Source organism: Ruania zhangjianzhongii, assembly GCF_008000995.1.
Classification (GTDB): Bacteria; Actinomycetota; Actinomycetes; order Actinomycetales; family Beutenbergiaceae; genus Ruania; species Ruania zhangjianzhongii.
Genome location: NZ_CP042828.1, coordinates 1,175,752 through 1,200,487 on the forward strand (window position 1 = coordinate 1,175,752; position 24,736 = coordinate 1,200,487).

Consider the following 24,736-nt stretch of genomic DNA (forward strand, 5'->3'; position numbering starts at 1 on the left):
CCACCCCGCCCGAGTCGAAGGAGACCCGATGATCGAGTCGACTATGAGTCCGATCCACGTCGATGGCCACGTGCTGACTTGGCGCGGTGGAGGGGAGACCATCGTCATCGAACCCTGGGGACGGGACAGTCTCCGAGTGCGGGCCACGGTGATGGGCGACGTCGTCGACACGGACTGGGCACTGCTGCCACCGGATGCGGACGCACACGCGGATATCCAGGTGGAGGTCCGTGACGGCGGTGCCTCGTTGCGTAACGGTGCGATCCGCGTCGAAGTGGAGACCTCGTGCTGGTTCCACGAACCGGTGGGCTATGAGGTGTTCTGGTGCACGCTGGCGTTCTACGACGCCAGCGACCGGCTGCTGTTCCGAGAGCTTGGCCGTGGCGGCTCGCTCGATCTGCGGGCCCGGAACTTCCGGCCCCACTTGGGCAGTGATGGGTACGCCCTCACCGCCGCGTTCGAGGCAGACCCGGCGGAGCACCTCGCCGGGATGGGGCAGTACCAGCAGCACCTGCTCGACCTGAAGGGCGCCACCTTCGAGCTGGCGCACCGCAACTCCCAGGCGAGCGTGCCGTTCGTGGTCTCCAGCGCCGGATACGGGTTCCTCTGGCACAACCCAGGTATCGGGCGGGCGACCTTCGCGCGCAACCGCACCGAGTGGCACGCCGAGTCCACCGACCAGCTCGACTACTGGGTGACGGCCGGGTCCACGCCGGCACGAATCTCCGCCAACTATGCCCGCGCCACTGGGCATGCGCCGATGATGCCGGAACGCGGGCTGGGGTTCTGGCAGTGCAAGCTGCGCTACTGGAACGCCGACCAGCTGCTCGAAGTGGCCCGGGAGCACCGCCGCCGGGGTCTGCCCTTGGACGTCATCGTGGCGGACTTCTTCCACTGGCCACGGATGGGTGACTACCGGTTCGAGGAAGAGTTCTGGCCGGACCCGGCTGCCATGGTGGCCGAGCTGCGCGACCTCGGCGTGGAGCTGATGGTCTCTGTGTGGCCTCAGGTGTCGATGACCTCGGAGAACATCCGGCACCTGCGATCGAACAATCTGCTCCTGCGGGCCGAGCGTGGCCTCGACATCCAGATGGCGTTCGAGGGCCCGAGTGCTTTCCTCGACGTGCTGAACCCTCGGAGCCGCGCGTGGCTGGCGGACCAGCTCCGGGAAAACTACGGGACCCACGGGATCCGCACCTTCTGGCTCGACGAGGCGGAACCGGAGTTCGGTGTGTACGACCACGACGGGTACCGCACCCACCTGGGTCCGTACCAGCGGGTCGGAAACCTTTATCCGCAGTCCTTCGCCCGTGCCGTCTTCGACGGACAGCGCAGCGCTGGTGAGACCGAGATCGTCAATCTGGTCCGCTGCGCCTGGGCGGGCAGCCAGCGCTACGGGGCGCTTGCCTGGTCCGGTGATATCTCCTCCACCTTCGAGGACATGGCCCGGCAGATCACCGCCGGAATCCACATGGGCGTGGCCGGGATCCCCTGGTTCACCACAGATATCGGCGGCTTCCACCACGGAGATGTCACCGACCCCGACTTCCACGAGCTCCTGGTCCGCTGGTTCCAGCTCGGCACATTCAGCCCAGTCATGCGGCTGCACGGTGACCGGCTGCCGTATGAAGAGGTGACCGCCGCGGACGGCACCCGGCGGCTGCGCTCGGGCGGGCCGAACGAACTATGGAGCTTCGGCGAGGAGATCTACCTGATCCTGGAACGCTACGTGCACCTGCGGGAGGCCCTACGGCCCTACCTGCGCGAGGTCATGCGCGCGGCGCACACCGACGGACAGCCGGTGATGCGTGGGCTGTTCCACGAGTTCCCGAACGACCCGCACGCCTGGCAGGTGGACGATCAGTACCTGCTCGGCCCGGACATTCTGATCGCCCCGGTGGTGACCGCCGGGGCCCGGGAACGGGGCGTGTACCTGCCACTCGGGGAGTGCTGGACCGACGCCTCCACCGGCGAGGTGCACCAGGGCGGCACCACCGTCCAGGCGTCCGCCCCGCTGGAGATCGTGCCCGTCTTCCTGCGAGCGGAGGCACTCCGGCACCTCGTCGGGTGGACGTCCGCACGGCGCGCGGAGCTGGAAACCCCAGCCCCGAGCTGATCCGGCAGCCGGCCCAGCGGTGCCGTCCCACCGCCACTAGCGAACCGGTTCGACAGCACAACCGAACGGAGAGGATCAGCGATGAGAGCCGCAGCACGGAGTCCACCCCACACCCACCGGAGTTCGGCCCATGCCCGCGCCAGCGCCGGCGTCGACGAACGGCCGCACGCCGTTCCTCCTCTGCACCCACCCTCGAGAACGGAGTAGGACGATGACCCTCAGACCTATCCCTGCGGCGTCGCACGCGCGGCGTCGCCCCACCCCTGCAGCGAGTGCCTCGGTACTGGCTGCGCTGGCGATGACCGCCGCGGCCGTCATCGTCCCGGCGAGCACTGCCGGGGCGGAACCGGACGCAGAAGACACCCTGCTGGTTTCCGCCGACCAACCGTTTCGAACCGTCACCCACCTGGCGAGCGGTTCGCTCTATGGCATTGCCGACGAGGGAGTGCCTTCGGACGATCTGATCGCGCCGATCGATCCGCACACCTTCGTGCAGATGCCGCCGCACGGAACTCAGCAGCCGACCGGTGACGTCCTCGACGTCTGGCAAACGGCAGCGCGACACGACGCCGGGATCGTGGTGCGGATCGTGGACTACTACCCGGGCTGGCCCTACCAGTTCTCCTGGGAGAACACCGAAGACCGCAAGGCTTGGGAAGACGTCATCCGGGATGTCGTCGCCGACGTCGAGGCATCCGGGGCGACGAACATCGTCGCCTGGGCGCCGTGGAACGAGTCCGACCAGACCTGGCTCGAGGAGAACGGGACTTTCGAGGAGTTGTGGGAGTTCAGCTACCGCGTCCTGCGTGAGGAGCTCGGCCCGGACGCGGTGATCCAGGGACCGAGCTTCTCGGACAACATCACCGATATGCGCCAGTTCCTGGAGTTCGCCAAGGAGACCGGCACGATGCCGGACGTGCTGGAGTGGCACGAGCTCATTCGCGACGACAAGATCCAAGGCGACGTCGAGCAGGTACGCGCGATCCTCGACGATCTTGACCTGGGCGATATGCCCATCGACATTGCCGAGTACGGCCATCCCCAGGAGGTCGGTATCCCCGGCGCCCTGGTCGGCTACATCGCCAAGTTCGAACGCTTCGGGATCGACCGCGCCGAACTCGCGTTCTGGAATCAGTCGGGCACCCTCGGCGATCTCCTCGTCGAGCGCGGCGGTGAACCGAACGGCGCCTACTGGCTCTACACCTGGTACGCAGACATGACCGGTCAGATGGTGACCACTACCCCGCCCTCGAACGAGAGCCCGCTCGACGGGGCCGCGTCGGTCAACGATGCACAGGACGAGGTCCAGGTCATCACCGGCGGCAATAGCGGTCCGACCACCGTGCGGGTGGAAGGCCTCGAGGCCCTGGACCTCGGCGACGAGGTGACCGTAGAGGTGCAGGTGTCCCCGTCGTACGGCCGCACGACGCCGACTGAAGGACCCATCTCCATCTCGACCACCACGTACGAGGTGGGTGAGGACGGCACCATCGACGTCCCGATCGTGATGAACCCCGCCTACGGCTACCGCGTGCTGGTCACCGATGGCGGCGAAGCGGAGAGCCTGGCCGGGGCCTACACGGTAGACAACGCCAACAGCGGTCTCGCTCTGGACATTGCGGACGGCGCTGTTGTGCAGTCGGATGCCGCAGGATCGGACCTCTCCACCTGGGAGCTGGTCGAGGCAGGTTCCGGGCTGTATCGGATCGTCGACACCGAGAGCGGTCTGCTCCTCGGTGTGGACGGCGGGGCCAGTCAGAATGGTGCACCGGCCACCGTCCGTGCGGATGACGGGGCGGACGATCTGCTCTGGCAGCTCGTGCCGGACGGGCACGGGAACGTGCGCCTGGCGAACTACGGCACCGGAATGACTCTCGGTGTGGACGAGATGAGCACCGAGAGCGGCGCGGCCATCATCCAGTGGACAGACGGTTCGCCCACGTCCAACTGCACTGCGGACGGAGAGCGGCAGCCCGGCAGGATCGGAACCGCGCTGGACTTCTGCCACAGTGCCTCCCACGTGACCGTCCCGGACGGCACGTTGAGCAACCTCGACGGCGACTGGTCGATCTCTACCTGGATCCAGCCGGCGGCGCTGGAGACCTGGTCGCGGGTGTTCGATCTCGGGGCAGGTTCGGGTAGCAGCATGTTCCTCACCGTCAACGCGGGCAGCGGCCCCCGCTTCGCCATCACCACCGGCGGGGCCGGAGGAGAGCAGCTCCTCTCCTACGACGGGCAGAACTTCTCGCTCGACACCTGGTCGCACGTGGCCGTCACGGTCTCGGGTACCACGGGCACGCTGTACATCGACGGCGAGCCGGTGGCCACGAATGACGAGATCACGATCTCTCCAGCGGATCTGGGCGATACGACCGGCCGCAACTACCTGGGCAAATCCCAGTACGGTTCGGACCCGGCGTTCGACGGTGCGTTGGACGACTTCGCGATCTACTCCCGCGCGCTGAGCAGCGCGGATGTCACCGCGCTCGCCGGCGGCCAGGCCGCGGCCGGCGACGTCCTGAACTACGCCTTCGACGAGACCGAGGGCGCTACCGTCACGGATTCCTCGGGCAACGGCCGGGACGGGACGATCGTCGTGGGCAGCGGCGTGGGTGGAAGCACCACCGCGACCGACGAAGAGACTGCGGACCGGTTCTGGACGTTGGAGCCGGTGCAGTCTGGGCCGGACGCGTGGGCGCCGGAGAGCGTGTACACCGAGGGTGACCGGGTCAGCTTCGACGGCTCCGAGTGGGAGGCGATGTGGTGGACCCAGAGTCAGGAGCCCGGAGATCCGCACGGCCCATGGCAGGAGATCGTGGTCGACGACTCCGGCCGCGACGTCTGGACGCCGTCACGCATCTTCGACGAGGGTGACGTGGTGGTCTACCAGGGGACCGAGTATGAGGCCCAGTGGTGGACCCGCAACCAGGAACCGGGCGATCCGCATGGTCCCTGGCAGGTGATCGACGGCTGAAGCACGGCAGCGTCGGTGACCCTGTGGGGTCACCGACGCTGCTCTTGTCACTTATTAGCTGGTGAGTCTCAGCGGCGCACCGGGCCGGTCTCGAACCGGTGGTACACCCGGACCAGCGCGATCAGCACCGCTGCCGCCGCCGCGCACCACAGCGGCCACTGGGCGAACCAGGCCGGCGTCCACGCGGTGGGCACCTCCAGCCCCAGGCCGAGCAGTGCGACGCCCACCACCGTGAACATCGCCGTGAGGTGCCACAGGTAGAGGGTCATCGACCGCGCACTCACCCAGCTCACTGCGCGCCGCACCGGGCCGGCCGCCAGCCGGGTCAGCGGTCCGCGCAGCGCGAGCGCCACCGTGGTGAGCAGCACGCCGTGGGCGAGCGCGGCCAGGGTCGGCGGGCCGAGGTTGGAGATCGCATCGCCGGGCATGCCGATCATGCTGATCGGGTACGGCCCCGCGGTGGTCAGGGTGATCAGGGCCACCAGGGCGACGGCGGAGGTCACCCACCAGGTTCGTGCGCCCAGCCGAGGCTCGCCACGGCGGGCGTAGGCCAGGCCGATCGTGTACGGCACTGTCCAGACGGCGAGCAGGTTCAGCCACGCGAGCTGCGGCGCCACCCCGGTGAACCGGAGCAGGTCCACCGCCACCGGGACCAGGGTGAGCGCCACCGGGGCAGCCCACCCCACGGCGTCGACCAGGCGGCGCAGCAATGGCGTGAGGATCATCAGGGCCAGGTACACCCCGAGGAACCACAACGGCTGGGGAACGATCCGGATCACCCGTTCCACCGCCGTCGCCGGTACGCCGAGAAGGGGGAGCAGGAGCGCGGCCAGCAGCCAGGTACCGGCCAGCGCGAGTACCGGCAGCACCAGGCGCGGCAGCCGGCGGCGCAGGGTGTGGGTGATGGGGCGAGGGCGTTCCAGCCCAGCGGCGGCGCCCGCTGCGAAGAACAGCAGCGGCAGCACCTGCAGCACCCAGGTGACCAGCCAGCCGGCGCCCTCGCTCAGGCTGTTGCCGATGCTCAGCGTAGAACCGTCCCAGGCCACCTGCGGCATCAGCCAGTGCACGCTGAGCACCGCGACGGTGGCCCCGGCGCGGACCAGGTCGATGAACGGATCTCGGGCGCGCCGGTGCGGCGCCCGGGTCTTGGGTGGGGTGGCCACTGCCGGCAGGGTCTCCACGGCCGTGGCGTGCACCCCGGTGAGCGGGGTCTCGATGGCCGGCGCGGTGGGGCTGAGCCGGGTGGGTGATGGGGGAGCGAGGGTGCTGGCCACGATGGTCCTGCCGGTCGGGAATCAAGGTCCCTCCCAGTCTTCGAATCGGGCGGGCCCGGCACTATGGAGGAAGCCGCCGCTGCCGGGGTGGCCGGCCCGAGCGGCTCGCGGGGGACAGCCCCACTGGTGGGCCCTACCGCTGAGACCGCGCCGTCGCACCCACCGCCGCTAGGCCGCGGTGACTGACGGGTCGCTCGTTACCTGGCTCGCTGACTCGATACCCGGGAGCACGACTCACCGCGCCAGGTCACTACTGCATCGATTCACGCGGCGGCGGGCGTGGAGGCGTGGCAGGCGTGGCGGGCGTGGTGGGTGGGTGGGTGCGGGCTGGGTTGCTGCGGCGGGTGGGTCAGGCCTGCTGCAGGTAGCGGACCACCGCCAGCACGCGGCGGTGCGCGGCGTCGTCGGAGGGCAGGTCGAGCTTGCCGAAGATCGAGGAGATGTTCTTCTCCACCGCCCCGGCGGACAGGTACAGCGACTTGGCGATCGCGGAGTTGGTCCGGCCCAGCGCCATCAGCTCCAGCACTTCGCGCTCGCGCGGGGTGAGCCGGTCCAGAGCAGCACGGTCGGGACTGGAGCGCAGCAGCTGGCTGATCACCTCCGGGTCCAGCACGGTCTGACCGGCGGCGATCCGCTCCAGGGCATCGACGAACTCGCTCACATCCGCCACCCGGTCCTTGAGCAGGTACCCGATCGCACGGGCATCCCCGCGCAGCAGCTCGGTAGCGAACCGGGTCTCCACGTACTGGGAGAACAGCAGCACGCCGTGTTCGGGATACCGGCCGCGCAGCTCCAGGGCGGTGCGCAGGCCTTCGTCGGTGAACGTGGGTGGCATCCGGATGTCGATCACCGCCACATCGCAGGGGGTGCCCGCATCCGCCTGCTCACCGGCGACGGCGAGCAGCTCCGTGCCGTTGTCCACTGCTGCGACCACGTCGTGCCCCCGCCGGTGCAGCAGCGCGATCAGCCCGTCGCGCAGAATGGCCGAGTCCTCGGCGATCGCGATCCGCATACCGGACACGGTAGCGGTCCCGGCAGGCGCGGCAGTCCCGGCGGTCCCGGCTGGCGCGGCTGACCGCGGCCGCACCGACGCGGGCGGGACGGCCACCGCCCGGATTGTCGGCGCCCCGCCCCGCCCCGCCCCGGGGCGGCTGGCGGGCTGGGACGGCTGGCGGGCTGGGTCAGTGCTTGCGTGCTCGCGCGGGCTGGGTCAGCGGTCGCGCACCTGCATCGGCAGCGTGATGGTCACTACGGTCGGGCCGCCTTCGGGGCTGTCCACGTGCAGGGTCCCGTCCACCGAGTCCACCCGATCGCGCAGTCCGGCGAGCCCGCTGCCGTGCCCGTCCGCGCTGGGCACGCCGATCGCCGCGCCGCCGAGGCCGTCGTCGCGCACGCGCAGCCAGAGCTGGCGCTTGCGTTGCTCCGCCAGCACGTACACCCCGGTGGCGCCGGAGTGCTTGACCGCATTGGTGATCAGCTCGGCGATGCTGAAGTAGGCGATCGACTCGATCGACGGGGCCGGGCGCAGGTCCTCGGGCACGTCCACGGTCACCGGCAGCGAGCTGCGCGCGGCCAGCGTCTCCACCGCTACGGTCAGTCCGGCCTCCAGCGCTGGCGGGCGGATGCCCCGGGCCAGCTCGCGCAGCTCGGTCAACGCGTCCTTGGTGGCGACGTGTGCCGCTGCGACCAGGGTCCGCGCCTCGTCCGGGTCCGTCTCCAGCGACTCTTTTGCCTCGCCCAGCTGCATCGCCAAGGCCACCAGCCGGGCCTGGGTGCCGTCGTGCAGGTCCCGCTCGATCCAGCGCAGCTTGGCGTCGGCGTTCTCCACCGTGCGGCCTCGTGAGGTCTGCAGCTTGGCCACCCGCAGGCTGTACCGGGTGGGTCCCAGCAGCAGCCCGATCAGCGCGGTCCACACGGCCGCGAAGCCACGGGCGAGCTGTGGCCAGAGGAACCACAGGATCAGCCCGACCGCGGCATAGGCGGCGATCCCGGCCGGAGAGTCCATCGGAGTGCCGTCCCAGAGCATGGCGCCTCGGTGCCAGGTACCGTCCGCGGCCTGCTGCAGTGGCAGGAACCGATACCAGATCCCGTAGGTCAGGCAGCCGAGCGCCGTCACCAGGAAAACGATCACCAGCACGGCACTCAGGATCGCCAGCGGGAACGCGATGAACAGGAACAGCACCGCGCGCCAGCCCGCGCCGTCGCCGATCGTGCGGCCCAGCCCGCGCCAGAACCCCTTCCCCCGGCGCCGCGGCAGCGGCGCGCGCACATCGACGCCGAGGAGCCGCGCGAACCCCCGGAACATGCCACCCCAGCCGCGGGCCCCTAGCACCAGCCAGCCCGGCACGTACAGGCCCACCACGGTGACCGCCAGCGCCGCGGTGAGCACCACAGTCAGCACGGCGTAGGCGAAGCCGAACGGTGCTACCAGGAGGATCAGCAGGTGGGTGCCGAAATCGCTCCAGGCGCGCGGGCGGAAGGGAGCGGACCAGAACTTCTGTGGCCCGCGCCGGCTCGACACCGTCGGCTCCACTGTGATGTCGGTCATAGTAGCGGTAGTGCTCATGTGATCATTCAAGTCCCGTCATCGCAGCTGGACCAGGTGGTTGTCCCCCGTGTGCTAGTGGGGGTGGCCCCCAGCGGGCGCCAACCGAGGCCCGGGCTGCCACCAGAGATGTTTGCGTCCGCCCCCGGTGTGGGCCAAACTTGGGCCAGGACGGTGTGCGTCGCCTGCCCCCTGCGTGGCGCACGCCGTCCGCTCCAACTCACCGGACGGCCACCCGTTCCCTGGAAAGTAGTTGTTCCCGGCGAGAACTCGCCCTGGAAGAGTACCTCTCGGCGGGTCCAGCGCTGCGAAACCGGCAGCAGTCGTTAGCGTGGACGCGTGAGGTCTTCCGTGCGCAATCCCTTTGCTGGCTCCGGCCGCCAGCGCGCTGCGGAATCGGCTGGTGCCGAAGCCGCCGAGCGCAGCGCTGCCACTCCCCGCGAACTGCAGGTGGAGGCGGCGGCCACTCGATGGCGCGCCCGGCTGGCTGACCTGGCCGGTAACAGCCCGCTGTGGGACATCAGCACCCTCGGGGATGCGATCGTCGATCTGACCGCCGCTCACCCCTCCGGTATCGCCCAGCTGTACGCGGGCCGGTCCACTCCGCTGAGCAACCTGGTGCGGGAGGGCTCTGCGCTCACCAATGCGCGCCGGCGCGCGCGGGTGGTGCTCGCCCGCACCGACGAGCTCGCTCAGCGGTTCGGCGTCGCACCCACGTACGTGGCCATGGGTGTGGCCACCTGGCAGAGCGACGGCGCAGCTCACCCGGAGGGGGAGGGCAGCGCTGCCGCAGCCGGTTCAGCGGAGATCGACGACGAACCTGGCAGCACCCCGGCGCTGGCGGACCCGAACGGGCCGCCGCCCTCGGCGGCCCCCGCCGTAGTGCACGCCCCGGTGCTGCTGCGCCCGGTCCGCCTGGGGGTGCACGGACCAGAGGCGGAGATCGACCTCGAGCTGGATCCCGCCGTCGAGATCAACAGCCTGTTCGTGCGCGAGCTGAGGGCGCACGGGGTGAACGTCGATCCGGCGGCGATCGCGCGCTCCACGATGGTCGAGCACGGTTTCACCCCGCGCCCCGCCCTGGAGACCCTGGCCGAGCTGGGGCAGGCGCTCCCGGGTTTCACCCTCGAGCCACGGATCGTGCTCGGCGCCTTCGTGCACCCCGGGCAGGCGCTCGCCGAGGACCTGCACGATCACGAACGCGACCTGGCCACGCACGATCTGGTGGCCGCGCTCGCCGGCGTGAGCGCCGCCCGCTCCGCCGTCTCCCTGGACCTGCCCGAGCCCGACCCGACCGACCGTGACCCGGACGCCGAACGCGGCATCGGGGACCTGGACCCGGCCCAGCAGGACGTCCTGGATGCGGTGGCCACCGGCGCCCACCTGCTGGTGGACTCCCCACCCGGCACCGACGCCGCAGGCACTGTGGCCGCCACCGTGGCCCAAGCCGCCGCAGACGGCCGCCGGGTGCTGTACGTGCCCGGCACCCGCCGCGCCGGGCAGGCGCTGGTGGACGCGCTGCGGCGGGTGGGCCTCGGCGACCTCACCCTGGACCTGAGCAACGACCCGCGCTGGACCACCACTGCCGCCGGGCACCTCCTGGACGGGCTGAACCCGCCCGAGCCGGAGACCGACACCGAGCAACGGGACCAGGACCGCGAGGCGCTGCGGGCTGCCCGCCGCGAGCTGAGCGACTACCTGAACGCCCTGCACACGGCGCGCGCCCCGTGGGACGCGTCCGGCTATGACGCCCTGCAGGCGCTGGCCGAACTCACCTCCAGCCGGCCGGGGCCGCGTACCACGGTCCGGGTTCCCTCTGACGCCGTCCGTTCGATGGGACCCGAGCAGCGCCAGCACGCCCGCGAGCAGCTCGCTCGTGCCGCAGCGCTGGGCGCGTTCCGGCTCCGGGCCGCCGATACCCCCTGGTTCGGTGCCCGGCTGACCTCGGCCGAGCACGCCACCGCGACGATGGAGCGGGTGCGTGAGCTGGACGAGCTGATGCCCGCGCTCACCGAGCAGCTCGCCCGCACCGCCGCCCAGACCGGGCTGGACGAGGCGGCCACGCTGGCCGAGTGGTCCGAACAGCTGATCCTGCTGGACGGGATCCGCTCCTCGCTGGACGTGTTCACCCCGCAGGTGTTCGAGCGCTCGGCAGCCGATCTGGTCGCCGCGACCGCTACCCGCGCCTGGCGCGCCCAGCACGGGGCCGACCTGGGCTGGGCTGCCCGCCGCCGACTGCGCAAACAGGCCAAGGACCTGCTCCGGCCCGGGGTGGCAGTGGGCGATCTGCATGCCGAGCTGCTGGACGTGCAGTCTCGGCGGGACGTGTGGCGCCGGCACTGTGCGAGCGGTGGCTGGCCCCGCCTACCGGAGGGGATGAGCGACATCCTCGCCACCGAGAAGCGCGCGACCGACCTGGTGGCTGAGCTCAACCCGGTACTGCGCGGTTCGCTCGGGGGAGCGCACGCTCGAGGAGCTGCCCTTGGCCGAGCTCGCTGCTCGGGTATCGCGACTCGGCGCCGACGACGCCACGCTGCGCCAGCTGCCCGAGCGCGCCGCGGTGCTCGCTCAGCTCAGCGAGATGGGTCTCGGTGACCTGCTCGAGGACCTCAGCCACCGGCGCGTGCCCACGGAGCTGGTCGGCGCGGAGTTCGACCTGGCCTGGTGGTCCAGCGTGCTCGAGGAGATCCTCTCCGACGATCCGGTGCTCGCCGGTCTGGACTCCTCCACGCTCGACGCCTCCGCCCAGACGCTGCTGGAGAAGGACCTGGCGCAGGTGGAGAGCCTGACCACTCCGGTACTGATCGCGGTGCGGGAGCACATCCGGGCCGTGATCGCCGAGGACCGGCCCCGCGCGCAGGAGTTCTACCGCGCCGTGCGCCGCGGCGTGAACGACCTGAAGGAGCTGCTCACCACCTATGCCGCTGCGGCTTGGGCGCCGCGGCCGGTGTGGGTGGTGCCGCCGATGGTGGTGCCCCAGGTGCTCCCGGCTGCCCGGGACGTGGACCTGCTCGTGCTCGATGCGGTGCAGCACGTTCCGGTGGAGCAGACGGTGTCGGCGATCGTGCGCTCCCGGCAGGTGGTGGTGGTCGGGGATACCCGCCGCGGCGGTACCGGGCTGATCGGCTCCCTGGACTTCCTCCCGCGGCTCACGTTGCCGGCCAGCCGGTCCAGTCAGGACGCACACCTGGCGGGGTTCCTGGCCGCGCACGGATACGACGAGGTAGTGCGCCCGCTGCCGGAGCCCCCGGGCCCGGCGCGGATCGACCTGGATGTGGTCGACGGCACGGGAATGCCGGCACCGGGCGTGAACGTGGTGGAGAGCGTGCAGGCCGAGGTGGACCGAGTGGTGGACCTGGTGATCGACCATGCCCTCACCCGCCCGGACGAGACACTCGCGGTGATCGCGCTGAATACCCGGCACGCCGACCGGGTGCGCGAGGCCGTGCTCTCGGTGGCCGCCGGCAGTGCGAGCGTGGCCTCGTTCTTCGATGCCGACCGTCCGGAGGCATTCACCGTGGTGGACATCGAGTCCGCCGCCGGGCTGCGCCGGGACGCGATCATCCTCACCCTCGGTTTCGGCAAGACCCCGCACGGGCGAGTGCTGCACCGGTTCGGGGTGTTGTCCGGACCGGACGGTGCGGAGTTCCTGGTGGACGCCCTCGATGCGGTCCGTACCCGGCTCACCGTGGTCAGCTGCCTGCAACCGGACGACCTGGATCCCGAACGTCTGCGTGCGGCCGGATCGCAGATGCTCCGCGACCTGCTGCAGCTGGCGGCCGACGGCAAGGCGCAGGACGAGCCGGAGGAGACCGCACCGGAGGTGGACCGGCTGCTGGTGGACCTGGCCGAGCGGCTCTGGCGGCGCGGGCTGACCGTGGTGCCCCGGTTCGGCCGGCCCGGTGGGGTGCGCATCCCGTTGGCGGTGGGGCACCCGGCCCTGCCCGGTGAGCTGTTGCTGGCCGTCCTCACCGACGACGCGGAGTACATGGGCGAACCGAGTCTGCGCCGCCGGGACCGGCACTGGATCGAACGGCTCGCCGCGCGCGGCTGGGCGGTGCGGACCGTGTACTCCAGCGCCGTGTTCATGGACCCGCAGGGCGAGGCGGAGAAGATCGGCACGGCAGTGGACGAGATCGTTGCCGCGCGCAGCGATGGCACCGGCGGCCCGGCGCAGGTGTCGCTGCCCGACCGGGTGGAGGAAGATGCCGACCCGGCCGAGGCGGGACCCACCGCCGATGCTGGTGCCGGAGCTGGTGCGGCCGGTGGCACCGGTGCGGCCGGAGGCGTTGGGGGCGTCGGTAGCGGCAGCGGAGAGCCCGCAGACACGGCGCCGACCACTATTTCCGCTCGCGGACTGGCGATGGTGGGTGCGGGTGAGGTGCGACGGTCGAGCAGCGCACCGGGAGATCGTGGCCCCCGGCCGGAGGTGCGCCCGGGGCAACCGCTGAGCCGCTACGGCGACGACGACTTCGATGCCCTGGTGGTCTGGATCAGCGCCGACGGGCAACCACGGACCGTGCCGGAGCTGCGGGATGCGCTCCGCGCCGAGCTCGGGATCGCCCGTCGGGGAACCCATGTGGACGCCGTGCTCGGCGCTGCAGCGCGGCGCTCCGGGCTGGCCGTGGAGCCGCCGAGCACGGAGGCAGCGGAGGCCGTTGCTGACACCGATGCTGAGGACGCCGAGACAGCGAGGGCTGACGGCGACGCTGACGCTGACGCTGAGGTCACCGAGGCAGTGGCTGTCGACGTCGAGGTCGACCCCGCCGAGGCCGAGATGCCACCGGCGACCTCACCCGGTACATCCGAGGCTGATGCTGACGCCGAGCCCGCCGCTCCGGTTGCTGACGCTGGTGTTGCTGACGCCGGTCCTGCTGGCGCCGAGCCCGCCGATGACACCGCCGACCACGACGGTGACCGGTGAGCCGCCGCCGATGAGCGCCACTCCGCCGGAACCAGCCGACCCGGAGGCCGAGCAGCCACCGCGCAAGCGCCGGCCACGTCGCGCCGTCGACCCCGGTCGCGGCCCGGAACCGGTCTGGCACGGTGCCGCCTGGGAGGACGACCCGCGCGCCTGGGGCGACCGGGGCGAGGATCCGGACCAGGAGTCCGACGAGCGGATCCTGCGGGAGCGGCCCCCGCACTGGTGAGGCAGTCGGCGCGCTCATGAGTGGGATTGGTGGGGCTCACACCCCAGCAATCCCACCCACGAGTAGTGCCACGCCCGGCGAGGAGCCGGGCGTGGCGGGCAGGTTATACCTTCGGCTGGGCGAGCAGGTCGCGGATCTCGGTCAGCAACGCGACATCCTCGGCCGGCGGCTCCGGCTCCTCTTCCTCTCCCCGGGCGCGGCGCTCGGCCAGCTTGTTCAGCGGCATCACCACGCAGAAGTAGATCGCGGCGGCGACGAGGAGGAAGTTGATCAACGCCGTCAGTACTGCTCCGAAGAGCACCTCGGTCGGCTCTCCGCCACCCACGGCCGGGCTGAGCGTGATCACCCAGATCCGGTCCAGGTTCGGCTGGCCGAAGATCCCGCCGATCAGCGGGTTGAGCACGTTGTCCACGAGTGCCGTGACTACGGCACCGAAGGCGGCACCGATGACCACACCAACGGCGAGGTCGACGGCATTGCCTCGAGCGATGAAATCCTTGAACCCCTGCAGCACGGCATTCCCTCTCATTGATCCTGCTAGACGTCCGGAACCACCACGGCCCGGAAGGACGCCAATCCGCTGGCGCCGGTTAGCAGAGTAGCGTCCCCAGCGTCAACCGACACGATGATCACGCCGTTATCCGCGCCACTTCCGGTATCCAGCAATCCGTCGGCGGCCTCGGCGCCGTCGAGAATGCTGAGCACCAGTGCCCCGGAGGTGACCAGCTCGGCCTGGTGGGCTCCGCCCAGGTCACTCACCGCGGGGGCCAGGTAGAGGTCGAGCCGATCGCCCACCTGCAGCAGCTGCAGCAACGCCGGATCGGCCAGCCGGATCGGGGTGACCACAGTGCCCGGCGGTGCGCCGGAGGCTACTCCGGGGCCGACCAGCAGGGTCTCCACCAGCGGCAGCCCGGCCGGCACCCCGACGGCGAGCCGCCGCCCGATCAGGCGCTCGCGGCTCGCCACGCCGTCGGGCACCTCTGCCAGCTCGATCTCGGCCAGGTCACCGGCGCCGAGCTCGGCACCGGCCGGCAGGTCGCGTTCGGCAACCAGCACTGTGTGCGACGGTGCGGGCGGCCGCAGCGCCGGCACCAGCAGCACCACGACCCAGGCCAGGCACAGTGCGGCCAGCAGAAACCGGGACCGCCACAGCACCGGCCGCAGTCGGCGCAGCGATCGGCGAGAGAGCAGCCGGTGGCGCACACCTGGCCGTTGCCGGGAGGAATCTGAACCCATGGCCAGACGCTACGGCGCGCGACCGAGGGAAGTTCCGCCGTCGGGAGGGGGATGTGGAAAGTGGGGCATCGCCCCGATGTGCCCGGCGGGCCAGGTCAGCTGGAGGCGGCCGCCTTGGCAGGCGCTGCAGACGAACCGGACTTCTCGCTGGACTTCGTGGCCGGCTTGGCGTCGGAGCCCGAGCCGGTCGTGCTCTCGCTCTTGCTCTCGGTCTTACCCTCGCTGGTCGACTCACTCTTCGCAGCCGGTGAGCTGGAGCTCTCCGAGGACCGCGAGTCGTTCCGGTAGAAGCCGGACCCCTTGAACACCACACCCACCGAGGAGTACACCTTGCGCAGCGACTGCTGGGCGCACTCGGGGCAGATGGTGAGGGCGTCCTCCGTGAACGACTGGTAGATGTCGAACCGGTGAGAGCACTGTGAGCACGCATACGCGTAGGTAGGCACCGAATCCTCCGCTCGGATCAACGGATCCGCGCCAAGTCGCGGTCCGCCGAGTATTCTAACGCGGCGCGGCGCTCGGATGTTCCTCCCGCAGCATCCCCAGCGGCGCGGCTAGGCTCAGCATGTGCCTGGGAAGTCCATCGTCCGCCGAGTCCTGCTGGCCATCTCCGCCCTCCTCGTGGTGGTGCTGGTGATCGGCACTGTGACCACATTCACCTTCATTCGCCGCCCGCTGCCTGCGGAGTCCGGCGATATCACCATCCCCGGGCTCTCCGGCGACATTGAGGTGATCCGGGACGAGCGCGGCATCCCACAGATCTACGCCGATGATCCGGTCGACCTGTTCATGGCGCAGGGCTACGTCAACGCCCAGGACCGGTTCTTCGAGATGGACTACCGCCGGCACCTGACCGCCGGGCGGATGGCCGAGCTGGTGGGCAACGTGGAGACCGCGATCAACGCCGACCGCGCGATTCGCACGATGGGCTGGCGGGACGTTGCCGAGCAGGAGTGGGAGCTGCTCGACGCCGATACCCGCGCCTACCTCACCGCCTACGCCGACGGGGTGAACGCCTACCTCGCCGACCGAGCCCCGAGCGAGACCGCGCTGGAGTACACCGTGCTCGGGCTGAACGTCGAGGTCACCGACATCGAACCGTGGCACCCGGTCGACTCGCTCGCCTGGCTGAAGGCGATGGCCTGGGACCTGATGGGTAACTACAGCGATGAGCTGAACCGGGCATCGGTGTACGGGCGCACCGGCGAGGTGGACATGGTGGAGGCGATCTATCCGGACTACCCGATCGGGGAGAACCTGCCGATCCTGCCTACCCCGGAAGAGATCGCGAACCAGCAGGAACAAGCCGCAGCCGGGGGGTCGCCGGGAGTGGCGGGGCAGGCCTGGGGTGCGGGGTCGCCGCAGGCTGCCGACGACGGCGCAGCCTCCCAGCCAGGTGAGGTCACCTCGCCGGAGGCTACAGCGGGCACCGCCGGGCGCGCCGGTCCGGGAACGCTTACCGCGATCGAGGACGCCCTGGACGCGCTGCGGGCAGTACCGCATCCGATGGGGGGTGGTGACGGCATCGGCTCGAACTCCTGGGTGGTCTCCGGTGAGCACACCGCGACCGGGATGCCGATGCTGGCCAACGACCCGCACCTGGCGCCGTCCGCACCCGGGATCTGGTACCAGCAGGGGCTGCACTGCCGCACCGTGAGCGCCGACTGCCCGTTCGACGTGGCCGGGTTCGGGTTCGCCGGGATGCCCGGCGTGGTGATCGGGCACAACGCGAACCTGGCCTGGGGGCTGACCAACCTCGCCTCGGACTCCTCGGACTTCTTCCTCGAACGGGTCTTCAGCGACGGCACCTACCTCTACGACGACGAACGTCTGCCGCTGACCGAGCGCACCGAGGTGATCGAGGTGAACGGCGCGGATCCGATCGAGGTCACCGTGCGCTCCACCGAGCACGGCCCGCTGATCTCGGACGCCATCGGCGCGACCCGAGCCGCCGGAGAGGCACCGCTGGCCGAGAACGCTCCCGCTCCCGGGCCGGACGGCTACGGCGTGGCGCTGTCCTGGACCGCACTGCAGCCCGGTCGCACGATGGACGCGGTGTTCATGTTCAACACCGCCGCCGGCCCGGAGGACATCGCTGCCGCGGCCGAGAGGTTCGAGGTGCCCACCCAGAACATCATCTATGCCACGACCGACGGTGATATCGGCTACCAGGCCCCCGGCACCATCCCGGTGCGGAACCGGGTGACCGGTGGCCCGGTGCCCTCGGACGGCACCTGGCCCCGGCCCGGCTGGGACCCGGCCTATGACTGGCAGGGGTTCCTGGACTTCGAGGACCTCCCGGCGGAGGTCAACCCGGAGGCGGGGATCATCGTCGCCGCCAACCAGCCGGTGCAGAACCTGCGCCGGCACTCCGAGCTGGGCGTGGACTTCGACTACGGCTACCGGGCCCAGGAGATCCGGGACCAGCTCGAGCAACGCATCGAAGCGGGCCAGCTGATCACCGCGGCGGACATGAACGACATCCAGATGGTGGAGACGAACCCGGCCGCCGAGATGCTCGTGCCCACCCTGCAGGAGGTGCGGATCGAGGAAGAGAGCGCCGACTTCGTCCATCAAGCAGTGGACCTGTTCGACGACTGGGACTACGTGAACAGTGCCGACTCGGCCGCAGCCGCCTACTTCTCCTCGGTGTGGGCGAACGTGCTCCGGCTGACCTTCTGGGACCAGGTCCCGCAAGCGCAGCGGCCGAGCGGGAACAGCCGCTCGATCGCCGTGGTGGCGGAGCTGCTCGACGACGAGGACAGTCCGTGGTGGGACGACCGGGCCACCCTGAACGTGGTGGAGCAGCGCGACGAGATCCTGGCGCAGGCGCTGGTGGATGCCCGTGCCCAGCTGACCGTGTCCCTGGGGATGGAGCCGACCGACTGGCGCTGGGGGCGGCTGCACGAGCTCACCCCGACCCATGCGGTGCTCGGCGGGGACGCGGTCCCGGGCTTCGTGGCCGACTACGTCAACCTGCCTAGGACCGAGCTGGGCGGCGGGCCGTCGATCGTGAACGCCACCGGGTGGAGCGCGGCGGAGTGGGATGAGGACGGGTACCCGCAGTTCTCGGTGAACTGGGTGCCGTCGATGCGGATGGTGGTGGACACCGCGGATCTGGATGCTTCCACCTGGGTGAATCTGACCGGTAACTCCGGGCACCCGGCGTCCTCGCACTACGACGACCAGTACCAGGCCTGGGCCGACGGCGAGACGTTTGCCTGGCCGTTCACCCGGGCCGCTGTGGAGGAAGCCGGGGCGGAGACGCTGCGGCTGCACCCCTAGCCCCTACTTCGCGCGACCCACCTGCCCATGCCCCCGCCCAGCACCCACCCGCGCCCCCCACTCCGCGCTGAATCGATTCACTCGTTACCGGCCGCGCTCAGTCGTGCTCGCGGGTAACTACTCACCGCAGCCGGTAACGAATGGCCTTGGTGATGTGCCGCTCACGCTCAGCCGCCGAGCAGTTCCCAGCCGGAAGGAGTGAGCACGCCGTCCACCGGGCGGTCGTGCGGAGCCGAGGGCAACGGGTCGCTGGATCGCTCGTCGTCGAAGATCACCGCGAACACGCGGGTGCCCGGGCGCACGAAGCGCAGCACGCGGTCGTACCAGCCGCCGCCCTGCCCGAGCCGGATGCCCTGGGTGTCCACGCTGAGCGCCGGGGCGAACACCACGTCCGCACGGGTGATCGCGTCCTCACCGAGACCGGGGCCCTCCGGGTCCGGTGGGCGGCCCGGGGCGCGCACCTCGAGCTGGTCTCCCGGATGGTAGACCGCCCAGTCCCGGCTCAGGCCCGGTCCGAGCATCGGCAGCAGGATCTCCACTCCGGCGTCGTCCAGCACGCGCAGCAGCGCAGTGGTTTCCGGCTCGGTGGGCCGGGCGGCATAGGCAGCGGCGCAGCGCACACCGTCGAGCAGCTCGCGAGCGTGCTCGGCGATCTGCTCGGCAGCAGCGTGATGCTCCTTCTCCGACCGCTTCTTCCGGTGCTGGTGCACCGAGGCACGCAGCAACTGCTTGGCGTCGTCGAGCTCCAGCCCGTCGTAGTGCGGGAGAGAGCTGGCCAGGGACCACATACTCCAAGAATGGCAGGCTCTGATCCGGTCCGCTAGCAATCCGCTGTCCGCGAAACCGCCGAATCCACCTCGGGTCGTTCTCACCTTCAGCCGGGTACACCGGTGCCGCGCCCGGGTTCCAGGCGACGCCACCGGCTCGCACCGTCTAGCCTTCGACCATGACCACTGTGACCAAGACCGTGATCCCGGTGGCCGGCCTGGCCACCCGGTTCCAGCCCGCAACCAAGGCCATCCCGAAGGCGATGCTGCCGGTGGTGGACGCACCGTCGATCGAGTATGTGGTGGCCGAGGCCGCAGCAGCCGGGATCAGCGACGCCCTCCTGATCACCGGTCGCGGTCAGGGTGCGATCGCCGACCACTTCGACTCCGCCCCCGAGCTGGAGCAGGCCCTGGCGGACAAGGGTGACGAGGAGCGGCTCGCGAAGGTGCAGGCCACCAACGACCTGGCCCGCATCCATGTGGTCCGTCAGGGGGAGGCGCTCGGCCTCGGCCATGCGGTCCTCACCGCTGCCGACCACGTGGGCGAGGTGCCGTTCGCTGTGCAGCTCGGCGATGACCTGATCGACCCCAGGGACGAGATCCTCCCGGCGATGATCGCCGCGCAGGCCGAGCTCGGCGGTTCGGTGATCGCACTGATGGAGGTAGCACCGGAACAGATCAGCCTCTACGGGAGCGCCGCCGTCGAGCCGGTACAGACCCACCTGCCGGATACGGACGTGGTGCGGGTGAGCTACATGGTGGAGAAGCCTGCCCCGGAGGATGCGCCGAGCAACCTCGCGATGATCGGCCGGTACGTGCTCGGCCCGGGAATCTTCGACGTGCTGCGCACTACTGCCCCCGGGCGGGGGAACGAGATCCAGCTCACCGACGCGCTGCAGAACCTGGCGGCGTCCGGCACACACCCGGTGCACGGGGTGGTCTTCCGTGGCCGCCGTTACGACACCGGTAACCCGCTGGACTACCTGAAGACGGTCGTCTCCCTCGGCGCGGACCACCCGGATCTGGGTGAGGACTTCCTCGCCTGGCTGCGCGACTACGTCGCCGGTCGGTGACCCGGTGGCCAAGAGCGTCTCCGCGCACCTGAAGGCTGTCCTCGAGCTGCTTGGCCCGTTGCCGCCGCTGGACGTGATGCTCACCGATGCCTCCGGGTGCATCCTCGCCGAGGACGTCTCGGCCGGTGGCGACCTCCCGCCGACGGACCTGGCGGCCTATGACGGCTACGCCGTGCGCTCCCGGGACGTCGACGGCGCCTCCGCGAGCAGCCCGGTCACGGTGCGCGTGCTGGGCGACCTGCTCGCCGGCGCCACCCACACCGAACGCCTGGTCGCGCACAGCGGAGTCCGGGTGGCCTCCGGCGCCCATCTGCCCGCCGAGGCCGACGCGGTGGTCCCGATCACCGGCACCGATGAGGGTGCGGCCTCGGTGACCGTCTACGCGGACGCACCGGCCGGCGCCGGGATCCGCCGCACCGGGGAGGACCTGCGCTCCGGTGAGCTTGCCCTGGCGTCCGGCCGCCGGGTGGGGGACCGGCAGATCGCCTTGCTCGGTGCCCTGGGCCGGGCCCGGGTGGCCGTGCATCCGCGCCCTCGGGTGGTGGTGCTGCCGGTCGGGGACGAGCTGCGTTCGCCCGGGCTGCCGAGTGGCTCCGGTGGGGTCTATGACGCGAACGGGCATGCCCTCGCCACCGGGGTGCAGGACGTCGGTGGCCGCCCGTTCCGCGCCGCACCGGTGGGCGATGACCACGGCGTGCTGCGCGAGACCCTCGAGGACCAGCTGGTGCGGGCGGACCTGATCCTGACCACCGGCGGACTCAGCGACGGCGCCCACGACACCGTCAAAGAGGTGCTCGCCCTGCTCGGTGAGGTGCGGTTCGACAACGTCGCCATCCATCCCGGCCGCCAGTTCGGGATCGGCACGATCGGTGAGGGCACCCCGATCGTCTGCCTCCCGGGGGATCCGGCGACGGCGCAGATCGCCTTCGAGGTTTTCGTCCGTCCCGCTCTGCTCGCCATGGCCGGGCACAGTGAGCTGTACCGGCCCACCGTGACTGCCGCGGTGGCGAGGGGCTGGACCTCGGCCGACGAACGCCGTCAGTTCGTCCCGGTGACTTTGACCGGCAGCCCCGACGCCGGGTACCGGGCCAGCCCGCTGGGACCACCGGAGCGACCGTCTCTGAATGCGATGTCGCGAGCGAACGCGCTCGCCGTGGTGCCGGAGAACATCACCGAGGTGGCTGCCGGGGACACCTTCGCCTGCCTGGTGCTCGAGAGCTGATGGACCTGCGCAGCGGGGCGATCCGGCTGCGGCCCCTGCAGCGCCGGGACCGGGACGCCTGGCAGCGGCTGCGCCGCCGCAATGTGGCCTGGCTGCTGCCCTGGGAGGCTACCGCACCGGACGGCAACCCGCAGCGGGCCACGTTCAGCGGGTACGTCCGCCAGCTGAATCGGGCCGCCCGCCAGGACACCGGCTACGCGTTCGCCGTGGAGTACCGCGGGGAGCTGGTGGGCCAGGTGACGATCGCGTCGGTGACCCGCGGCTCGCTGCAGTCCGCCTCGGTCGGGTACTGGATCTCCGAGCACGTGGCCGGGCTGGGCATCATCCCGACGGCGGTGGCGATGCTCACCGACTACTGCTTCTCCGAGCTCGGTCTGCACCGGGTGGAGATCAACATCCGGCCGGAGAACTCGGCGAGCCTGCGGGTGGTGACCAAGCTCGGCTTCCGTGACGAGGGCGTGCGCCAGGCGTTCCTGCACATCCAGGGCCGGTGGACCGATCACCGCAGCTTCGCCCTCACCGCCGAGGAGCTCGACGGGAGCATGCTCGAGCGCTGGCTCGCCGCCCACTGACGCCCGCCCGCAAGCCCGCGTGAATCCATTCACTCGTTACTTCCCGTGCCTGGTCGTGCTCCCGGGTATCGCCTGAGCGGGCGCACTGCCGAACCGGTGTAGCGTCCCAGCCCCGACACGCCGCAGGGGATCAGCGATTCCACCCCCGTTCGGCTCTACGGTCAGGACTGTGGAGTTCGCCGGATGGGTCGCGCTGGCGATCGGGGTGCTCACCCTCGGTTACCTGCTACCGGCCGCAATCCGGTCGCGTCAGGTGGTCGTCGATTCTCGGGTAGCTGACAGGTTCTCCGAGGACCTACGAGTACTGGCGACGGCTGGGACGAGCACCACGCCACAACCGGAGACCAGTCGCGGATATCTCCACCGGCCGCGGACCGAAACCACGGAGGACACCATGCACTCGCCCGCCACCCAGCGGCTCGCAGCCGCCGATGCGCGCCGCGCCGCTGCGGCACGCGCCACGCGGGCAGCAGCAGCCAGCCGGCGGGCAGCCGCCGCGGCTCGGCGGCTCGTGCTCACCCTCCTGCTCCTCGCCGCCACTGCCGCGGCCTGGGTGCTGTTCGCTATCGCCTCCGCGCCGATTGCCCTGGCGATCGTGCCCAGTGTGCTGTTTCTGACCGTGCTGGTGCTCGGCCGCCGCGCCGCCGCCCAGGCGAAGATCGCCGACGCCAGGCTGGCCGAGGAGATCGAGCGGGCCCGCAGCGCCGACCACGCTCGCGCCACTCGGGTGGCTGCCACGAAGGCCGCCCGTGAGGTGGAGGTGCCGCAGTCGAAGTCCAGCCTGCGTATCGACGTCGACCCCACCAAGCTGCTGGAGGAGGACGCCGAGACCACAGCGGTGCTCGATCTGCCCGAGGGTGAGGGCTGGACCCCGGTGCCGGTGCCCGCCCCCGTGTACACGATGAAGGCGGCCGCTCCGCGGCGTGAGGTGGAGCCGTTGGCCCCGGAGGCCATCGCAGCTCAGTCCGTCGCTTCGGCGGAGGACGACGGCGCAGCTCAGGTTTCCGCCGACGCCTCGCCTTCTGTCAGTGTCGAGGCGGCACCGAACGCTTCCGCGGAAGCGCCCGCAGGCCCGACGGTTGCGCCGTCCGTGAACCTGCAGGCAGTGCTCGAGCGCCGCCGCGCAGTGGGGGAGTAGGGGACTTTCTCAGACCGGTGACGGCGGGTGGTTCCGGTGATCAGGACCACCCCGTGCGGTGCCGGTGGCAGGGTGGCGAGGTGTTATCCTGATGCACGGTTCTGGGGCTATGGCGCAGTTGGTAGCGCGTCTCGTTCGCAACGAGAAGGTCGGGGGTTCGAATCCCCCTAGCTCCACCAGATGCGTCAGGCCCGACCACGTTTTTCGGTCGGGCCTGAGGCATCTCTCTCGGGAACTGTGGATTCGGGAGGAGGAGCGAGGGACGAGCGACGACGGCTCCCCCTAGCTCCACTCATGTGATGTGTCGCGACCTCGTGAACGGCTGAACCCCCGGTTGTGGGGGCTCAGCCGTTTTTCACTTGGTAGGTGCGGGCGGGGTCGAGGGTGTGTTCGGTGAGGATCTCGCCGGTGGTGGCGTCGATGACCGTGGCGTGGTCGCGGTGGCCACAAGGTGAGCGCTGGAGCGAGGCCACGGTCATCATTCGGGTGATGACCGTTGGGAGGGCGACCGCTACCTGCTCAACTCGCTTCTCTTGGAATCACTCTCTGGGTGAGGGCTGGTGCGGTGATCCTTTGATGTGACGGTCGGGCCACCACCACTAGGAGGGATCGAGGGAAGTTCGCAGGTGCCGCCGGCGCAGGCGGGCTCGGGGGTATCTACGTCGGGGCTCACCGGCTCGGAGATGAGGAAAACGAGCTCGCCGTTGCTCACGCATCCACCGCTTTCTTCAGAGCGTTGAGGTAGGTCTGGACTGATTGCGCTCCTGAGATTCCCCATTGACCATCGATGACGTAGAGCGGTACGCCGCGCGCCCCGAGTGCGCGGAGTCGGTCGCTGTCCTGGTCTACCGCGTCCCGGTAGCGGCGGTCTGTGAGCGCCTCCCGTGCCTTCTCGCGGTTGAGGCCGACTTCGTGGGCAAGGTCGGGGAGTTCGTCGATATCTCCGATGTGGCGACCTTCGGTGAAGTACGCGGTGGAGAGCCTGTGGGTCAGCGCAGCCCGGTACCCGGTCTCGTTTGCATGGTGGAGGAGTTCGAGGGCGAGGCGCGAGTTCGTCGGTCGGGTCAGGTCAGGACGGTAGCTGATTCCTTCAGCACGGGCGAGTTCGGTGAGCTGCGCGTTGACCGCCGTGACGCGATCAAGGTTCGCTCCGGCGTGCTGCGCGATCTGCTGTTCTTTGTCGATCTCGACCTGCGCATCGGGGCGAAGCTCGAAGGAGCGGTAGGTGACCTCGACCATGCCTTCGAACGCGGCGACGGCTTTCTCGAATCTCGGGTGGGCGATAAAGCACCACACGCACTGGGGGTCGGACCGGATCTCGACCTGCACAGGAGCCGAAGCTGCGATTGTCATGAGAAGAATTCCTTTCGTTCGTAGCGAGGTC

Annotated in this window: 19 protein-coding genes and 1 tRNA gene; 11 read left to right on the top strand and 9 right to left on the bottom strand. The window is 70.3% G+C overall.

What is annotated here, in order from left to right:
* Window positions 1-28: 28 nt before the first annotated feature.
* Together FU260_RS05435 and FU260_RS05440 are read left to right on the top strand one after the other, a co-directional pair.
* Window positions 29-2,116 carry a glycoside hydrolase family 31 protein gene (locus tag FU260_RS05435; RefSeq protein WP_235912434.1) on the top strand — a complete coding sequence of 696 codons (2,088 nt, stop codon included), beginning with the start codon at window positions 29-31 and terminating at the stop codon, window positions 2,114-2,116.
* Between the two features lie 211 nt (window positions 2,117-2,327).
* On the top strand, window positions 2,328-5,090 hold the full coding sequence (locus tag FU260_RS05440) for a LamG-like jellyroll fold domain-containing protein (RefSeq protein ID WP_147916136.1): 2,763 nt from the start codon (window positions 2,328-2,330) through the stop codon (window positions 5,088-5,090).
* A gap of 68 nt (window positions 5,091-5,158) precedes the next feature.
* Here FU260_RS05440 and FU260_RS05445 read toward each other — a convergent pair whose 3' ends face one another.
* The 3 genes from FU260_RS05445 to FU260_RS05455 form a co-directional block, all read right to left on the bottom strand.
* Entirely contained in the window at window positions 5,159-6,364 is a 1,206-nt protein-coding gene (locus FU260_RS05445; RefSeq protein WP_168211663.1) for an acyltransferase family protein, read from the bottom strand.
* Window positions 6,365-6,713: 349 nt separating this feature from the next.
* Window positions 6,714-7,376, bottom strand: a complete 663-nt coding sequence (locus FU260_RS05450; protein WP_147916138.1) for a response regulator — start codon at window positions 7,374-7,376, stop codon at window positions 6,714-6,716.
* A gap of 198 nt (window positions 7,377-7,574) precedes the next feature.
* The gene (locus FU260_RS05455; protein ID WP_235912435.1) at window positions 7,575-8,930 is read right to left on the bottom strand and encodes a sensor histidine kinase; all 1,356 of its coding nucleotides are present in this window, start codon (window positions 8,928-8,930) and stop codon (window positions 7,575-7,577) included.
* A gap of 318 nt (window positions 8,931-9,248) precedes the next feature.
* On the opposite strand from FU260_RS05455, the gene FU260_RS05460 reads away from it, so the two are divergent.
* The 3 genes from FU260_RS05460 to FU260_RS05470 are packed head-to-tail and all read left to right on the top strand — an operon-like array spanning window position 9,249 to window position 14,059.
* A complete protein-coding gene (locus FU260_RS05460) occupies window positions 9,249-11,504 on the top strand; it encodes a hypothetical protein (protein ID WP_147916139.1) in 2,256 nt (751 codons plus the stop codon).
* A complete protein-coding gene (locus FU260_RS05465) occupies window positions 11,392-13,833 on the top strand; it encodes a hypothetical protein (protein ID WP_147916140.1) in 2,442 nt (813 codons plus the stop codon). The genes FU260_RS05460 and FU260_RS05465 overlap by 113 nt, the downstream gene beginning before the upstream one ends.
* Window positions 13,802-14,059, top strand: a complete 258-nt coding sequence (locus FU260_RS05470; RefSeq protein WP_147916141.1) for a hypothetical protein — start codon at window positions 13,802-13,804, stop codon at window positions 14,057-14,059. The genes FU260_RS05465 and FU260_RS05470 overlap by 32 nt, the downstream gene beginning before the upstream one ends.
* A gap of 103 nt (window positions 14,060-14,162) precedes the next feature.
* Here the strand turns inward: FU260_RS05470 and mscL are convergent, their stop codons facing one another.
* The 3 genes from mscL to FU260_RS05485 form a co-directional block, all read right to left on the bottom strand.
* Window positions 14,163-14,588 (bottom strand): large conductance mechanosensitive channel protein MscL, encoded by a 426-nt coding sequence (gene mscL, locus FU260_RS05475; RefSeq protein ID WP_235912436.1) that lies wholly within the window; start codon window positions 14,586-14,588, stop codon window positions 14,163-14,165.
* Between the two features lie 8 nt (window positions 14,589-14,596).
* Window positions 14,597-15,295: an SAF domain-containing protein gene (locus FU260_RS05480; RefSeq protein WP_147916142.1), complete on the bottom strand. Its 699-nt coding sequence runs from the start codon at window positions 15,293-15,295 to the stop codon at window positions 14,597-14,599.
* 95 nt (window positions 15,296-15,390) lie between these two features.
* Window positions 15,391-15,741, bottom strand: coding sequence for an FmdB family zinc ribbon protein (locus FU260_RS05485; protein WP_147916143.1), 351 nt, complete (start codon window positions 15,739-15,741; stop codon window positions 15,391-15,393).
* A 121-nt stretch (window positions 15,742-15,862) separates the two neighbouring features.
* Here FU260_RS05485 and FU260_RS05490 point away from each other — a divergent pair, with 121 nt between their 5' ends.
* Window positions 15,863-18,580: a penicillin acylase family protein gene (locus tag FU260_RS05490; RefSeq protein WP_147916144.1), complete on the top strand. Its 2,718-nt coding sequence runs from the start codon at window positions 15,863-15,865 to the stop codon at window positions 18,578-18,580.
* Between the two features lie 167 nt (window positions 18,581-18,747).
* Here FU260_RS05490 and FU260_RS05495 read toward each other — a convergent pair whose 3' ends face one another.
* On the bottom strand, window positions 18,748-19,368 hold the full coding sequence (locus tag FU260_RS05495; RefSeq protein WP_147916145.1) for a 5-formyltetrahydrofolate cyclo-ligase: 621 nt from the start codon (window positions 19,366-19,368) through the stop codon (window positions 18,748-18,750).
* A 158-nt stretch (window positions 19,369-19,526) separates the two neighbouring features.
* Between FU260_RS05495 and FU260_RS05500 the strand changes: the two genes are divergently transcribed.
* The 5 genes from FU260_RS05500 to FU260_RS05520 all read left to right on the top strand — a co-directional run bounded on the left by FU260_RS05500 (window position 19,527) and on the right by FU260_RS05520 (window position 23,531).
* Window positions 19,527-20,420: a UTP--glucose-1-phosphate uridylyltransferase gene (locus FU260_RS05500; protein WP_147916146.1), complete on the top strand. Its 894-nt coding sequence runs from the start codon at window positions 19,527-19,529 to the stop codon at window positions 20,418-20,420.
* A gap of 4 nt (window positions 20,421-20,424) precedes the next feature.
* Window positions 20,425-21,642, top strand: coding sequence for a molybdopterin molybdotransferase MoeA (locus tag FU260_RS05505; RefSeq protein WP_147916147.1), 1,218 nt, complete (start codon window positions 20,425-20,427; stop codon window positions 21,640-21,642).
* The gene (locus FU260_RS05510; RefSeq protein WP_147916148.1) at window positions 21,642-22,214 is read left to right on the top strand and encodes a GNAT family N-acetyltransferase; all 573 of its coding nucleotides are present in this window, start codon (window positions 21,642-21,644) and stop codon (window positions 22,212-22,214) included. The genes FU260_RS05505 and FU260_RS05510 overlap by 1 nt, the downstream gene beginning before the upstream one ends.
* 394 nt (window positions 22,215-22,608) lie before the next feature.
* Window positions 22,609-23,352 (top strand): hypothetical protein, encoded by a 744-nt coding sequence (locus FU260_RS05515; RefSeq protein ID WP_147916149.1) that lies wholly within the window; start codon window positions 22,609-22,611, stop codon window positions 23,350-23,352.
* A 103-nt stretch (window positions 23,353-23,455) separates the two neighbouring features.
* Window positions 23,456-23,531 (top strand) — tRNA-Ala (locus FU260_RS05520).
* 165 nt (window positions 23,532-23,696) lie between these two features.
* On the opposite strand, the gene FU260_RS23505 is transcribed toward FU260_RS05520, so the two are convergent.
* Both FU260_RS23505 and FU260_RS05525 read right to left on the bottom strand, forming a co-directional pair.
* The gene (locus tag FU260_RS23505) at window positions 23,697-23,834 is read right to left on the bottom strand and encodes a hypothetical protein (RefSeq protein ID WP_168211664.1); all 138 of its coding nucleotides are present in this window, start codon (window positions 23,832-23,834) and stop codon (window positions 23,697-23,699) included.
* Window positions 23,835-24,060: 226 nt separating this feature from the next.
* Window positions 24,061-24,705, bottom strand: a complete 645-nt coding sequence (locus tag FU260_RS05525; RefSeq protein WP_147916150.1) for a DsbA family oxidoreductase — start codon at window positions 24,703-24,705, stop codon at window positions 24,061-24,063.
* Window positions 24,706-24,736: the final 31 nt, after the last annotated feature.

Coding starts and splice junctions, on each gene's coding strand:
- FU260_RS05435 (WP_235912434.1), top strand. CDS start 29: ATGATCGAGTCGACTATGAGTCCGATCCACGTCGATGGCCACGTGCTG.
- FU260_RS05440 (WP_147916136.1), top strand. CDS start 2,328: ATGACCCTCAGACCTATCCCTGCGGCGTCGCACGCGCGGCGTCGCCCC.
- FU260_RS05450 (WP_147916138.1), bottom strand. CDS start 7,376: ATGCGGATCGCGATCGCCGAGGACTCGGCCATTCTGCGCGACGGGCTG.
- FU260_RS05455 (WP_235912435.1), bottom strand. CDS start 8,930: ATGAGCACTACCGCTACTATGACCGACATCACAGTGGAGCCGACGGTG.
- FU260_RS05470 (WP_147916141.1), top strand. CDS start 13,802: ATGACACCGCCGACCACGACGGTGACCGGTGAGCCGCCGCCGATGAGC.
- mscL (WP_235912436.1), bottom strand. CDS start 14,588: ATGAGAGGGAATGCCGTGCTGCAGGGGTTCAAGGATTTCATCGCTCGA.
- FU260_RS05480 (WP_147916142.1), bottom strand. CDS start 15,295: ATGGGTTCAGATTCCTCCCGGCAACGGCCAGGTGTGCGCCACCGGCTG.
- FU260_RS05495 (WP_147916145.1), bottom strand. CDS start 19,368: ATGTGGTCCCTGGCCAGCTCTCTCCCGCACTACGACGGGCTGGAGCTC.
- FU260_RS05500 (WP_147916146.1), top strand. CDS start 19,527: ATGACCACTGTGACCAAGACCGTGATCCCGGTGGCCGGCCTGGCCACC.
- FU260_RS05510 (WP_147916148.1), top strand. CDS start 21,642: ATGGACCTGCGCAGCGGGGCGATCCGGCTGCGGCCCCTGCAGCGCCGG.
- FU260_RS05515 (WP_147916149.1), top strand. CDS start 22,609: ATGCACTCGCCCGCCACCCAGCGGCTCGCAGCCGCCGATGCGCGCCGC.
- FU260_RS23505 (WP_168211664.1), bottom strand. CDS start 23,834: ATGATGACCGTGGCCTCGCTCCAGCGCTCACCTTGTGGCCACCGCGAC.
- FU260_RS05525 (WP_147916150.1), bottom strand. CDS start 24,705: ATGACAATCGCAGCTTCGGCTCCTGTGCAGGTCGAGATCCGGTCCGAC.